The organism is Geobacillus lituanicus (assembly GCF_050994965.1).
GTDB classification, from domain to species: domain Bacteria; phylum Bacillota; class Bacilli; order Bacillales; family Anoxybacillaceae; genus Geobacillus; species Geobacillus stearothermophilus.
Window position 1 is genome coordinate 269,728 of sequence record NZ_CP194773.1, and the last position, 13,540, is coordinate 283,267.

8 protein-coding genes and 2 pseudogenes are annotated in these 13,540 nt (G+C 55.3%); 1 reads left to right on the plus strand and 9 read right to left on the minus strand.

Annotation, left to right across the window (positions count from 1 at the left end):
- Positions 1–57 precede the first annotated feature (57 nt).
- Positions 58–580, plus strand: a pseudogene (locus ACR1UW_RS01270) (DUF2529 domain-containing protein).
- Positions 581–637: 57 nt separating this feature from the next.
- On the opposite strand, the gene pyrG reads toward ACR1UW_RS01270, so the two are convergent.
- The 9 genes and pseudogenes from pyrG to ACR1UW_RS01315 all read right to left on the minus strand — a co-directional run bounded on the left by pyrG (position 638) and on the right by ACR1UW_RS01315 (position 13,415).
- Positions 638–2,269 (minus strand): CTP synthase, encoded by a 1,632-nt coding sequence (pyrG, locus tag ACR1UW_RS01275; RefSeq protein WP_033008419.1) that lies wholly within the window; start codon positions 2,267–2,269, stop codon positions 638–640.
- 159 nt (positions 2,270–2,428) lie between these two features.
- A complete protein-coding gene (rpoE, locus tag ACR1UW_RS01280; RefSeq protein WP_047819137.1) occupies positions 2,429–2,989 on the minus strand; it encodes a DNA-directed RNA polymerase subunit delta in 561 nt (186 codons plus the stop codon).
- A gap of 200 nt (positions 2,990–3,189) precedes the next feature.
- Entirely contained in the window at positions 3,190–6,447 is a 3,258-nt protein-coding gene (icmF, locus tag ACR1UW_RS01285; RefSeq protein ID WP_050367984.1) for a fused isobutyryl-CoA mutase/GTPase IcmF, read from the minus strand.
- 18 nt (positions 6,448–6,465) lie between these two features.
- The gene (locus tag ACR1UW_RS01290; protein ID WP_033010752.1) at positions 6,466–7,098 is read right to left on the minus strand and encodes a TetR/AcrR family transcriptional regulator; all 633 of its coding nucleotides are present in this window, start codon (positions 7,096–7,098) and stop codon (positions 6,466–6,468) included.
- A gap of 178 nt (positions 7,099–7,276) precedes the next feature.
- Positions 7,277–8,419, minus strand: coding sequence for an acyl-CoA dehydrogenase (locus tag ACR1UW_RS01295; protein ID WP_033010751.1), 1,143 nt, complete (start codon positions 8,417–8,419; stop codon positions 7,277–7,279).
- Between the two features lie 88 nt (positions 8,420–8,507).
- Positions 8,508–8,810, minus strand: a pseudogene (locus ACR1UW_RS01300) (acyl-CoA dehydrogenase family protein); the annotation flags it as partial.
- Between the two features lie 72 nt (positions 8,811–8,882).
- A complete protein-coding gene (locus ACR1UW_RS01305) occupies positions 8,883–9,734 on the minus strand; it encodes a 3-hydroxybutyryl-CoA dehydrogenase (RefSeq protein WP_050367986.1) in 852 nt (283 codons plus the stop codon).
- 248 nt (positions 9,735–9,982) lie between these two features.
- Entirely contained in the window at positions 9,983–11,161 is a 1,179-nt protein-coding gene (locus tag ACR1UW_RS01310) for an acetyl-CoA C-acetyltransferase (protein ID WP_033010747.1), read from the minus strand.
- Positions 11,162–11,318: 157 nt separating this feature from the next.
- On the minus strand, positions 11,319–13,415 hold the full coding sequence (locus ACR1UW_RS01315) for a (Fe-S)-binding protein (RefSeq protein WP_237420984.1): 2,097 nt from the start codon (positions 13,413–13,415) through the stop codon (positions 11,319–11,321).
- Positions 13,416–13,540 lie beyond the last annotated feature (125 nt).

Here is a 13,540-nt window from a genome sequence, read left to right on the forward strand (position 1 = left end):
CTTGCTTTTCGGATCATTTACGGATTTTGTATAATAGCGGCGAAAGGAGGCCAAATGATGAAAATTTTGGCGACGCAAACGATCGGGCTGCTGCAAAAAATCGCGGCGGACGAGGAGTGGGCGCTTGAGGACGGGGCGCGCCTGCTCGCCCAGGCGGTCGTCGGCGACGGGCGCATTCTGGCTGTACGGAGCAGGCGAATTGGACGCGGTTGTCACCGCCGCGCTTCTCGGTCCGGATCGGCTGCCAAAGGCGGCGCGCATCGAATCAAGGGAAGCGGGCGATTGGAACGAAACGGACCGGGCGCTCGTATTCGCCCGTTTTTCCAACGACAACGAAGCGATCCGCCTCGTGGAACAGCTGCAGGGGCACGGCGTTGATACGGTCGCCGTCTCAGCGCTCGTCAAAGACGAGCCGGGCTTGGCAGAGCTGGCCGCTGTCCATATCGACAGCAAACTGTCCCGCCCGCTCGTGCCGACGGAAGACGGGCGTCGCATCGCCATGCCGACCGTGACCGCCGCTTCGTTCATCTACTATGGGCTTGTCGTGTTGCTTGATGACATTTTGCAAGAATATGCCTAAAAAGAGAGGGTGTCCCGTTGCGTTGGGACACCCTCTTTCTTGCTGCGCCGCCGGAGGCTATACCGTCCCCTTGCCTAGGGCGGCATATCCTTCTTTTGATTGCAGCGCCGCTTTGACAAACTCGCGGAAGAGCGGCTGCGGCCGCGTCGGGCGCGAGGTGAATTCAGGATGGAACTGCGCGGCGACAAACCACGGATGGTCTTTCAGCTCGATGATTTCCACAAGCCGTCCATCCGGGCTCGTGCCGGAGAAGACGAAGCCATGCTCTTCTAATAGATGGCGGTATTGATTGTTGAATTCATACCGATGGCGATGGCGTTCGTAAATGACTTCATCGCCGTACGCAGCGTAGGCGAGCGTTCCTTCCTGCAGCTTGCACGGATACAGGCCGAGGCGAAGCGTGCCGCCTAAATCTTCAACATCCTTTTGCTCTGGAAGCAAGTCGATGATCGGATGCGGCGTATTCGGGTCAAACTCGGACGAATGGGCGCCAGACAACCCGACAACATGGCGGGCAAATTCAATCGAGGCGAGCTGCATTCCTAAGCAAATGCCCAAAAACGGCACGCGCTGCTCGCGGGCGTAGCGGATCGCCTCAATCTTCCCTTCGACCCCGCGGTCGCCAAACCCGCCCGGAACCAAAATGCCGTCCGCGTCTTTCAGCAACTCCGCCACATTGTCGCGCGTGACGTGCTCCGCATTCACCCATTGGATCTCAATGTCTGTATCAAATGCATAGCCGGCATGGCGAAGGGCCTCGACGACCGAAATGTAGGCGTCCGGCAGTTCAACATACTTGCCGACGAGGGCGATTTTCGTCGTTTTCGATAAGTTGCGCACTTTCTCGACGAGCGCTTTCCACTCCGTCATATCTGCTTCACGGCAGTTGAGGCGCAAATGTTCACAGACGATTTGATCGAGCTTTTGTTCTTGAAGCATAAGCGGCACCGCATAGAGCGTGTCCGCATCGCGCGCCTCGATGACCGCTTTCGGATCGATGTCGCAAAAGAGGGCGATTTTCTCTTTCATTTCCTGCGGCATCGGCATTTCCGTGCGCACGACGATGACGTTTGGCTGAATGCCGAGGCTGCGCAGTTCTTTCACGCTGTGCTGCGTCGGCTTCGTTTTCATTTCCCCGGCTGCCTTGATGTATGGCACAAGCGTGCAATGAATGTACATGACATTTTCGCGGCCGACGTCGCTTTTGATTTGGCGGATCGCTTCCAAAAACGGCAACGATTCAATGTCGCCGACCGTGCCGCCGATCTCCGTAATGACGACATCGGCGTTCGTCTCTCTTCCGGCCCGGAAGACGCGCTCTTTAATTTCGTTGGTAATGTGCGGAATGACTTGCACCGTGCCGCCTAGGTAATCGCCGCGGCGCTCTTTGCGGATGACGGCGGAGTAGATTTTCCCGGTCGTGACGTTGCTGTATTTGTTCAAATTAATATCGATGAACCGCTCATAATGGCCTAAGTCCAAATCCGTTTCCGCGCCGTCATCGGTGACGAACACTTCGCCGTGCTGATACGGGCTCATCGTTCCCGGGTCGACGTTAATGTACGGGTCGAACTTTTGAATCGTCACGTTCAGGCCGCGATTTTTCAAGAGCCGCCCGAGCGACGCAGCTGTGATCCCTTTCCCGAGCGAAGAAACGACACCGCCCGTCACAAAAATGTATTTCGTCATTTTGTCTTCCCCCTTGCCGAAGTTACAATAACAGTGTTTGCGAAAGGGCAAATAAAAAAACGCTCCGCTTACCATATGTAAGGGAGCGACTGATGAATTCGTCCATTTTTCAAGAGCCCAACACACATTGTACCGAATTCCTCAAACAAAGTCAAGCGGTTATTCGTCTTCCTCCGCTTCCTCGAGATCCAGCTCTTCGTCAAGCGGTTCATCGTCCAAATCAAACGGTTCGTCGTCGAGAATGTTCTCATCGTCAAAAGCAACGTCTTCGTCCAGATCGAATTCCTCGTCTTCGAGCAGCTCTTCGTCGTCAAGCTCGAGCTCTTCCTCATCGTAGTCACCAAGATCGTCGTAATCGAGATCCTCTTCGTCAAGCAGCTCTTCGTAATCATCGTATTCATCATCAAGCGCTTTTTTCTTCTTCTTCGGCTTGACGATCGTCACCGTTTCGTCTTCCGTCTGGTCAAACGGATACCACGCACGCAGCCCCCAGACGTTTTCCCCAACGCAAATAAACCGCCCGTCGATGTTTAAATCGGTATAATATTGGGCAAGCCGCGCGGCGATGTCGTCTTCCGCCATGCCGGTTAATGCCGCGGCTTCGCGGACGATTTGGTCGAACGGCAGCGCCTCGCGCTTGTCAAGCAAAATGAGGTTCGCCAGTTCGACGAACGACATCTCCTGCAATTCCTCTGGCGAGTATTGCTGCTGCAGGCTCAAGTTCAGCACTCCCCTTCTATATAATGAAACAAATGAATGCAAGTGGAATACATACCATTCATTATAAACAAATTGTCGGGGTTTATGCTACATATTTGGCGAAAAAAGCAAAAGAGAGCCGCCCCTGCAGGCGGGACGGCCTTCGTTCCTCTTGATCCGGCGTCTCTTCCTTTTCTCCTCTTGGCAACGTTTGCGCCGTTCTACATATTCCGCCGGTATTGCCCGCCGACTTCGTACAAGGCGCGGGTGATTTGCCCGAGGCTGGCGACTTTCACGGTTTCCATCAATTCTTCGAAAATGTTGCCGCCGCTTGTCGCCACTTGCTTCAGCCGTTCGAGCGCTGGACCGGCTTTGTCTTTATTCCGCTCTTGGAATTCGCGCAAATTGCGGATTTGCGTCTCTTTTTCTTCATACGTCGCCCGGGCGAGCTGGATGTTGTTCAGCTCCTCCTCTGACGGCGGATTCGGGTTTAAGAACGTATTGACGCCGATGATCGGCAGCTCGCCGCTATGTTTTTTCGTTTCGTAATAAAGCGACTCGTCTTGAATTTTGCCGCGCTGATATTGCGTCTCCATCGCCCCGAGCACGCCGCCGCGGTCGTTCAACCGTTCGAACTCTTGCAGCACCGCTTCTTCCACTAGGTCGGTCAGCTCTTCGATAATGAACGACCCTTGAAGCGGATTTTCGTTTTTCGCCAAGCCAAACTCTTTTGTAATAATGAGCTGGATCGCCATCGCCCGCCGGACCGACTCCTCGGTCGGTGTGGTGATCGCTTCGTCATAGGCGTTCGTGTGCAACGAGTTGCAGTTGTCGTAAATCGCCAACAGCGCCTGCAGCGTCGTGCGAATGTCGTTAAAGTCAATCTCTTGCGCGTGCAGCGAACGGCCGGACGTTTGAATATGGTATTTCAGTTTTTGGCTTCGTTCGTTGGCGCCGTATTTTTCGCGCATGACGACCGCCCAAATGCGGCGCGCAACGCGGCCGATGACCGAATATTCCGGATCGAGGCCGTTGCTGAAGAAAAACGACAAGTTCGGCGCAAAATCGTCAATGTGCATGCCGCGGCTCAAGTAATACTCGACATACGTAAAGCCGTTCGCAAGCGTAAACGCCAGTTGCGTAATCGGGTTGGCGCCGGCTTCGGCGATATGGTAGCCGGAAATCGACACCGAATAATAGTTGCGGACGCGGTGCTTGATGAAATACTCTTGGATGTCGCCCATCATTTTCAAGGCAAAGTCGGTTGAGAAAATGCACGTATTTTGCCCTTGGTCTTCTTTTAAAATATCGGCTTGCACCGTGCCGCGCACCGTTTGCAGCGTATACGCTTTCACTTGTTCGTACTCTTCCGGCGTGAGCGGGCGGCCAAGCTCGGCCTCTTTTTTCTCGACTTGCTGGTCAATCGCCGTGTTCATAAACATCGCCAGCAAAATCGGGGCCGGGCCGTTGATCGTCATCGACACCGAGGTGAGCGGATCGCACAAGTCAAATCCTTTGTACAGTTTTTTCATGTCATCGAGCGTACAAACGCTGACGCCGCTTTCGCCGACCTTGCCGAAAATGTCCGGCCGGTAGTCCGGGTCTTCGCCGTAAAGCGTCACCGAGTCAAACGCCGTGCTGAGCCGTTTCGCTTTGTCTTCTTTGCACAAATAGTGGAAGCGGCGGTTTGTGCGCTCCGGCGTCCCTTCGCCCGCAAATTGCCGTTTCGGGTCTTCGCCTTGGCGCTTGAACGGGAAGACGCCGGCTGTATACGGGAACGAGCCGGGGACGTTTTCTTTATACACCCAGCGCAAAATTTCCCCGTAGTCTTTGAATTTCGGCAAGACGACTTTCGGAATGTCCAAACCGGACAACGTTTTCGTCGTCAGTTCGGTGACAATTTCTTTGTCCCGCACTTTTGTCACGAATGTCTTCGCCGCATATTTCGCTTTCGTCTCTTCCCATGTCGCCAAAATGCGCTTCGATTCGGGCGTCAGCTTCGCTTCGTAATCGGCTTTGAGCGTTTCGAGCGCGCGGATCACGTCTTCAGCTTCGTCCCGTTCCTTCGCCGCTTCGATGGCCCCTTCGATTTGGAAGAGGCGTCGGGCCACCTCGACTTGCTGCTCGGCGCGGCGGTGGTACGAGCGGACCGTCTCCGCGATTTCGCGCAAATAGTAGCGGCGCTCATTCGGGATGATGACGTTATGCTTTTCAACGTTGGCAACGGTTTTCAAATTCGTCTTCCAGTTCGTTCCCGTTTTCCGGTTGATCGTATCGACAAGTGCGACAAAAAGCGTATTCGTGCCCGGGTCGTTAAACTGGCTGGCGATCGTGCCGTATACCGGCATTTCCGATAGATCGCGGTCAAACAGCTGATGGCTTCGTTGATACTGCTTCTGCACTTGCCGTTTTGCATCTTCCGAGCCTTTGCGTTCAAACTTGTTAATGGCGATCAAATCGGCGTAATCGATCATATCGATTTTCTCAAGCTGCGTTGGCGCTCCGAATTCGCTTGTCATCACATACATCGAAACGTCGCACACTTCGGTAATGGCGGCATCGCCCTGGCCGATCCCGCTCGTTTCGACAATGACGAGATCAAAACCAGCCGCTTTGACGACCGAAATGGCGTCGCGGATCGCCGGCGACAGCTCAGAGCGGGAATGGCGCGTCGCAAGGCTCCGCATATAGACGCGCGGCGAATGGATGGCATTCATCCGGATCCGGTCGCCTAACAGCGCCCCGCCCGTTTTTTGTTTCGTCGGGTCGACGGACAAAATGGCGATTTTGATATCCGGAATTTCATTTAAAAAGCGGCGCACGAGCTCATCGGTGAGCGAACTTTTCCCCGCCCCGCCCGTGCCGGTGATGCCGAGGACCGGCACACGCTTTTCCATCGTCTTCACTTGCGCAATCGCTGCTTCAGCGGCGGCCGCCGCCTCATCCGTCGCCTCGGCGCGGTACTCGCACAGCGTAATGAGCCGGGCGACCGCTTGCACATCGCCGGATGCCAGCCGCTCGATTTCATCGGTCACCGCCGTGACGGTCGGAAAATCGCATTCTTCAAGCATGACGTTAATCATTCCTTGCAGGCCGAGACGCCGTCCGTCTTCCGGCGAAAAAATGCGGGCGATGCCATACTCGTGCAGCTCCTTGATTTCGCGCGGGATGATGACGCCGCCCCCGCCGCCGTAAATGCGGATATGGGATGCGCCCCGCTCTTGAAGCAGGTCATACATATATTTAAAAAACTCCATATGCCCGCCTTGGTACGAGGAGACGGCAATGCCTTGCACGTCTTCTTGAATGGCGGCGTTGACGATTTCTTCGACCGAACGGTTATGGCCCAAATGGATGACCTCGGCGCCGCTCGCCTGCAAAATGCGGCGCATAATGTTGATGGACGCATCATGGCCGTCAAACAAGCTGGAAGCCGTGACAAAGCGGACGTGGTGTTTCGGGCGGTAAATATGCGCCATTCTCTCTCCCCCTTTGGTTTACACTTGCTGTTTTTCCATAATCCCCTTTAACAAAAACTCCGTCTGCAGTTCAATATATTCTTCGAGCGTATACATTCTCCGCAGCGCCCAACGGCGGAACGCCCACATTTGCCCGAGCACGATGATGTTGTGGGCAAAGAGGCGAATTTCGCTTTCGGAAAGCTGCAGCGCCCCGCTTTCCACGCAGGTGCGCAAAATATGCTCAAAAATGGCTGTCATGTCAAGCTCTTTATTGAGCACGTATGGAAGCGATTCTTTGCTTAACGCCTTTAATTCTTGGTACATGACAAGCACTTCGTCGTCCAGTTCATCAACGACGCGAAAATAATGGGCGATCGCACGCCGCAGCCCTTCCAATGTGCCATGGTGGCTGCCAAGATCTTGCTCGGTCCGCTCCCGCACCTCGTCGTAAATGCGGTCGCACACTAAATAGAGGACGTCTTCTTTTTTTCGGATGTACTCATAAAGCGTGCCGATGCTAAATCCGGACGCTTTGGCGATCTCCCTTGTCGTCGTTTGGTGGAAGCCTTTTTGTTTAAACAGCGAAATGGCGCCTTTAATCATTTCATTGCGCCGTTTTTTCACAAGCTTTTCGTCTTTGACTGAGGCGATTACTTCCCGCTTTTTCATGACCGGTTCCTCTCCCCCCTATCCCCGTTTGGCGGCGAAGCGGCGCCCGCTCCCCCCGCCGTTGGTGCGGGCGCTAAGAGTGCAAAGCGGAATGGACGGCTTCGCCAGTCCATCGATGTGCCGAGCGGTGCGCAAACGGCGGCCAGCCGCCGCGGTGCCGCTGAACAGAGGCGCGGCGTTAATCGCGCGTCAACGCGCGCGAGATGACAAGACGCTGAATTTCCTGCGTTCCTTCGTAAATTTGCGTAATTTTCGCATCGCGCATAAACCGCTCAACTGGATAGTCTTTCGTGTAGCCGTTGCCGCCGAAAATTTGCACCGCCTCAACGGTCACTTTCATGGCTGTGTCGCCGGCAAACAACTTCGCCATCGCCGACGCTTTGCCGTACGGCAGGCCGTTTGACTCAAGCCATGCCGCTTGATACGTCAAGAGCCGCGCTGCTTCAATCGCCGTCGCCATATCGGCGAGTTTAAAGGCGACGCCTTGCTGCTCGGCAATCGGTTTGCCAAACTGGACGCGCTGCTTGGCGTAATCGACTGCGGCGTCAAGCGCCCCTTGAGCGATGCCGACCGCTTGGGCGGCAATGCCGTTTCGGCCGCCGTCAAGCGTCATCATGGCGATTTTAAACCCTTCTCCTTCTCGGCCGAGCAAGTTTTCTTTCGGGATGCGGCAATCTTCGAAAATCAGCTCGGTCGTCGGCGACGAACGGATGCCGAGTTTCTTTTCTTTTTTGCCGATTGAAAAGCCCGGCGTCCCTTTCTCGACGATAAAGGCGCTGATTCCTTTATGCCGCTTTTCCGGGTCGGTGACGGCAAAGACGACGTAAATTTCCGCCTCGCCGCCGTTGGTGATCCATACTTTCGACCCGTTTAACACGTAATGGTCGCCGTCTTTTACAGCGCGCGTTTTCATCGACGCGACGTCAGACCCGGCCCCCGGCTCGGACAGCCCGTACGCCCCGAGCTTTTCCCCGGTCGCCAAGGCGCGCAAATACTTCTGCTTTTGCTCTTCCGTGCCGAACTTGTAAATCGGCCAGCTGGCGAGCGAAATGTGGGCGGAGAGCGTCACCCCGGTTGAAGCGCAGACGCGCGACAGTTCCTCAACGGCGATGACATACGCCAAATAGTCGCTGCCGATGCCGCCGTACTCTTCCGGCCACGGAATGCCGGTTAAGCCGAGTTCCGCCATTTTGTTGAAAATGCTGCGGTCAAACCGCTCTTCTTCATCGCGTTCAGCGGCTGTCGGCGCCACTTCGTTTTCAGCAAATTCGCGCACCATTTTTCGCAGCATTTCATGTTCTTCGCTTAGTTGAAAGTTCATCTTTCCATTCCCCCGTTATTGTATAGTCAAATAGAGCTAGGAATAGAGCTTTCGCATCTAGTTTGGATTGGTTCATCAACATGCCTGACTACAAATGCTTGCTGATGACGATGCGTTGGATTTCGCTCGTTCCTTCGTAAATTTGCGTAATTTTCGCATCGCGGAACAGCCGCTCGACGGGATAATCTTTCGTATAGCCGTTGCCGCCGAAAATTTGCACCGCCTCAACGGTCACTTTCATGGCTGTGTCGCCGGCAAACAACTTCGCCATCGCCGACGCTTTGCCGTACGGCAGGCCGTTTGACTCAAGCCATGCCGCTTGATACGTCAAGAGCCGCGCTGCTTCAATCGCCGTCGCCATATCGGCGAGCTTAAAGGCGCCGCCCGCCTCGCCGCCGCATGCATGGCTTAGGCGGTTCAACGGCATATAGGCGAAACCGATTGCCGGCTGATGCCGCCGCGCTTATTCGTACGTGTAAAATCCGCGGCCTGTCTTGCGGCCGAGCCAGCCGGCTTTGACATATTTGCGCAAAAGCGGGCACGGGCGGTATTTGTCATCGCCAAACCCTTCGTGAAGGGTTTCCATAATGTACAAGCATGTATCCAGGCCGATAAAGTCGGCGAGCGTGAGCGGCCCCATCGGATGGTTCATGCCGAGCTTCATCACCTCATCGATGGCTTCCTTCGTCGCCACCCCTTCATATAAGGCATAAATGGCTTCGTTGATCATCGGCATTAAGACACGGTTGGAAATAAACCCTGGAAAATCGTTCACTTCGACCGGCACTTTGCCGAGCTTCCGGGTGACCGCCTCGATCGTTTCGTATACGTCATCCGCTGTCGCCAAGCCGCGGATGATTTCGACCAGTTTCATGACCGGCACCGGATTCATAAAGTGCATGCCGATCACGTTCTCCGGCCGCTTCGTCGCCGCTGCGATTTCCGTGATCGGCAGCGACGACGTATTCGAGGCCAGGATCGCCTCCGGGCGGGCGATTTCGTCGAGCTCCGCAAACAGTTTCGTTTTCACATCCATGTTTTCGACGACCGCCTCAATGATGAGATCCGCTTTGGCGGCATCACGCAGGTCGGTGGAACGGACGAGCCGCGACAGCGCGGCGTCTTTGGCTTCGGCTGTCATCTTGCCTTTTTCCACTTGGCGGCCGAGCAGCTTGTCGATAGTGGCCATCCCTTTATCGAGTTGGGCTTCGCTAATGTCGTATAACAACACGTCATAGCCGGCGACAGCGCATACTTGGGCGATGCCTGACCCCATTTGTCCGGCGCCGACGACCATAATCGTTTTGACGTCCATCACTCGATCCCCCTATATAAAATTCGCAAACGCTCTTGTTCGTTTATTGGCTCCGTCCCGGGACAACGCAGATCGCAAACTAGCGGCCGCAGCGCCCAAGGAGGCGGCAGGCCATCCATATTCCAAAACCGCGGCCGCCCCACCGCCAAGCAAACCGCCTCCTGTATGGCGACAACGCCCTCAGGCGGCATGACGCGTCACGCCTCGCCCCGCTGGCGCGCGGCCGCGATGACGCGGCAGGCCATGCTTTATACTTCGATTAAGATGGCGTCGCCTTGGCCGCCGCCGCTGCAAATCGCGGCAATGCCCAGCCCTCCGCCGCGGCGCTTCAACTCATGGGCGAGCGTCAAGATGATGCGCGCGCCGCTCGCGCCGATCGGATGACCGAGGGCGACAGCGCCGCCGTTGACGTTTACTTTTTCCGGATCAAGCCCGGCGATTTGAATGGCGGCAAGCGCAACCGCGGCAAACGCTTCGTTCACTTCGAACAAGTCAATGTCGTCAACGGTCTTTCCTGTTTTGCGGAGCAGTTCGTTGATGACAAGCCCCGGCGTTTTCGGGAAATCTTTCGCCTCGACGGCGATGGCCGTGTGGGCGACGACCGTCGCCAGCGGCTCGAGCCCCTCGCGGGCGGCGCGCTCCTGGCTCATCAACACAAGCGCGGCAGCGCCGTCGTTGACGCCTGGGGCGTTCCCGGCCGTGATCGTGCCTTCGGGATCAAACACCGGTTTCAGTTTCGCCAACGCTTCAAGCGACGTATCTTTGCGCGGCGCCTCGTCGCGTTCAACGACAAGCGGCTCACCTTTGCGCTGCGGAATCGAAACCGGCACGATTTCTTCCGCCAGCCGCCCGGCTTCGATGGCGGCAATGGCGCGCATATGGCTGCGGTACGCCCACTCGTCTTGCGCCTCCCTCGTAATGCCGAGCTCTTTCGCCGTATTCCCGCCGTAGACGCCCATATGAACGCCGGTGAAGCTGCACGTGAGGCCGTCATACACCATTAAATCTTTCACCGTGCTGTCGCCCATCCGCAGCCCCCAGCGCGCTTTCGGAAGCACATACGGGGCGTTGCTCATCGATTCCATCCCGCCGGCGACGATGATATCAGCCTCGCCTAAACGGATGAGCTGATCGGCAAGCGTCACGGCGCGCATGCCGGACGCGCATACTTTGTTCACCGTCTCGGTGCGGACGTGCCACGGAATGCCGGCATGGCGCATCGCCTGCCGCGACGGAAGCTGCCCTTGTCCGCCTTGCAAGACGGTGCCCAAAATGACATGATCAACTTGTTCGGCGCTCACGTTGGCGCGGACAAGCGCCTCTTTGACGGCGACGCCGCCGAGCTCAGGCGCTGACAGCGCTTGCAAGGCGCCGCCCAATTTTCCAAACGGGGTGCGCACCCCGCTCACAATCACTGTTTTCCCCATGGTTCCTTCTCCCCCTTTTTCGAATAAGAAAGCGATTACAAAACACAGACTGAACGCTCGCTCGATAGCAGTGCGAAAGAGAAGGCGTACCGCTGTACACCTCCCCTTTCATTATACTTATTATTTTAAAAAATATAAATTGTCTATGCAATTATTTTTATGATGCGGCTTCTTCTTTTTCCTCGCCAAACACCGATTTCGCCAACAGTTCGGCGACATCGTACGTCGCGACGCGATCTTCCACTTCCTTCGCTTTCGTGCCGTCCGACAGCATTGTCAAGCAGTACGGGCAGCCAGAGCTGATGACCGTCGGATTGACAGCAAGCGCCTGCTCGGTGCGAGCGACGTTGATCCGGTTGCCGGTCGTCTCTTCCATCCACATGAGGCCGCCGCCGGCTCCACAGCACATTCCTCGCTCGCGGTTGCGCTCCATTTCAACAAGCTCGACGCCCGGGATGGCGCGCAAAATTTTCCGCGGTGCGTCATAGACGTCATTGTAGCGCCCTAAGTAGCACGAGTCATGGAACGTAATGCGTTCATTTACCGGATATTTTGGCACCAAGCGCCCTTCTTCAATGAGCTTGGCGAGCAATTCGGTATGATGGTACACTTCGGCGTCCAGTCCGAAGTCCGGATATTCGTTTTTGAACGTGTTGTAAGCGTGCGGGTCGATTGTGACAATTTTCTTGACGCCCGCTTTTTCAAACTCGGCGATATTGTTCGTCGCCAGCTCTTGGAATAAAAATTCATTCCCTAACCGGCGCGGCGTGTCGCCCGAGTTTTTCTCCTTGTTGCCTAAAATCGCAAATTTGACGCCTGCTTCATTCAGCAGTTTGGCGAAGGCGAGGGCGATTTTTTGGCTTCGGCTGTCATACGACCCCATCGAGCCGACCCAGAACAAATACTCGATTTCCTCTCCTGCTTTCGCCGCCTCTTTGACGGTCGGCACATGCACATCATCGCGCAGCTCACGCCAGTTTTCCCGCTCTTTCCGGTTCAAGCCCCACGGGTTGCCTTGACGTTCGATGTTCGTCATCGCCCGTTGCGCATCCGGATTCATCCGCCCTTCCGTCAACACGAGATAGCGGCGCAAATCGATGATTTTATCGACGTGCTCGTTCATGACCGGGCATTGGTCTTCACAGTTGCGGCACGTCGTACAGGCCCAAATCTCTTCTTCGGTGATGACGTCGCCGATGAGGCTCGGCATTTCAATCGCCGCCGCCTGCTCGGATGCCGCAGCGAACGCCAGCTGGTTGCCTTTCGTGTTTTTAAAGGCGAACACAGGCACCCACGGGGCCCGCGACGTGACGACCGCCCCTTTTTCGGTCAAATGGTCGCGCAGCTTCAAAATCAAATCCATCGGCGACAACATTTTCCCCGTGCCGGTCGCCGGGCACATGCTCGTACAGCGGCCGCACTCGACACAGGCGTACAAGTCGATCAATTGCTTTTGCGTAAAATCTTCAATTTTGCCGACGCCAAACGACTCTTGGCTTTCGTCTTCAAAGTTGATCGGCGAAAGCTTCGGCCGCGTCAGCCGGCTGAAAAAGACGTTGATGGGCGCCGCAATCAAGTGGGCGTGCTTCGACTGCGGAACGTATACAAGGAACGTCAGCAAAATCAACAGATGCACCCACCAGGCGATAAAGAAGAGCACCGCAGCCCCCGTTTCGCCGACCCAGGAAAACGCGGCAGCAATAAGCGAGGCGACCGGTTCGCTCCATGTCGCTTCCTCGCCATGCCAAATCATGCTCATGCCGTTGCCGAACAGAACCGACAACATCAACCCGCCGATGAAAATCAAGACGAGTCCGGCTTTAAAATCGCGCTTTAAGCGGACGAGCTTTTCAATATAGCGACGGTAAAAAGCGGCAAACACCGCGATCAAAATGAGCAGGGTGACGATTTCCTGGAAAAACGTAAACCCTGGATACAGCGGCCCAAGCGGCAAATGCGCCCCCGGCGCAAGCCCTTTGATGATAAAATCGATGGCGCCAAACTGAACGAGAATAAACCCATAGAAAAAGACGACGTGAATGATCCCGCTTTTTTTGTCCTTAAGCAGCTTTTTCTGGCCAAACACGTTGACCCAAATGTTACGCAGCCGCTCATTCACTTTTTCATCAAACTCGACCTTTTTGCCGAGCTTAATGTACATCGCCCGCGTTTTTACGGCATATGCAAACAAGTAAATTGCGTAAGCGGTTACAAGCAAAAACGCGAGCCAGTTCACCAACAATAAGGCGTTCATCTTCTCTCCCCTTCCTCCACTTTTCAGCGAATGTATTGCCATAACAAAAGAAATTTTCAGAATTATACTTACGTCTATTTTACAAATGAATGAGCGTTCAGTCAATAGCCTTTTTATGAGAATTT

Excerpts from the sequence above, each read along its gene's own strand:
- pyrG (WP_033008419.1), bottom strand. The coding sequence starts at position 2,269 with ATGACGAAATACATTTTTGTGACGGGCGGTGTCGTTTCTTCGCTCGGG.
- icmF (WP_050367984.1), bottom strand. The coding sequence starts at position 6,447 with ATGGCGCATATTTACCGCCCGAAACACCACGTCCGCTTTGTCACGGCT.
- ACR1UW_RS01290 (WP_033010752.1), bottom strand. The coding sequence starts at position 7,098 with ATGAAAAAGCGGGAAGTAATCGCCTCAGTCAAAGACGAAAAGCTTGTG.
- ACR1UW_RS01295 (WP_033010751.1), bottom strand. The coding sequence starts at position 8,419 with ATGAACTTTCAACTAAGCGAAGAACATGAAATGCTGCGAAAAATGGTG.
- ACR1UW_RS01305 (WP_050367986.1), bottom strand. The coding sequence starts at position 9,734 with ATGGACGTCAAAACGATTATGGTCGTCGGCGCCGGACAAATGGGGTCA.
- ACR1UW_RS01310 (WP_033010747.1), bottom strand. The coding sequence starts at position 11,161 with ATGGGGAAAACAGTGATTGTGAGCGGGGTGCGCACCCCGTTTGGAAAA.
- ACR1UW_RS01315 (WP_237420984.1), bottom strand. The coding sequence starts at position 13,415 with ATGAACGCCTTATTGTTGGTGAACTGGCTCGCGTTTTTGCTTGTAACC.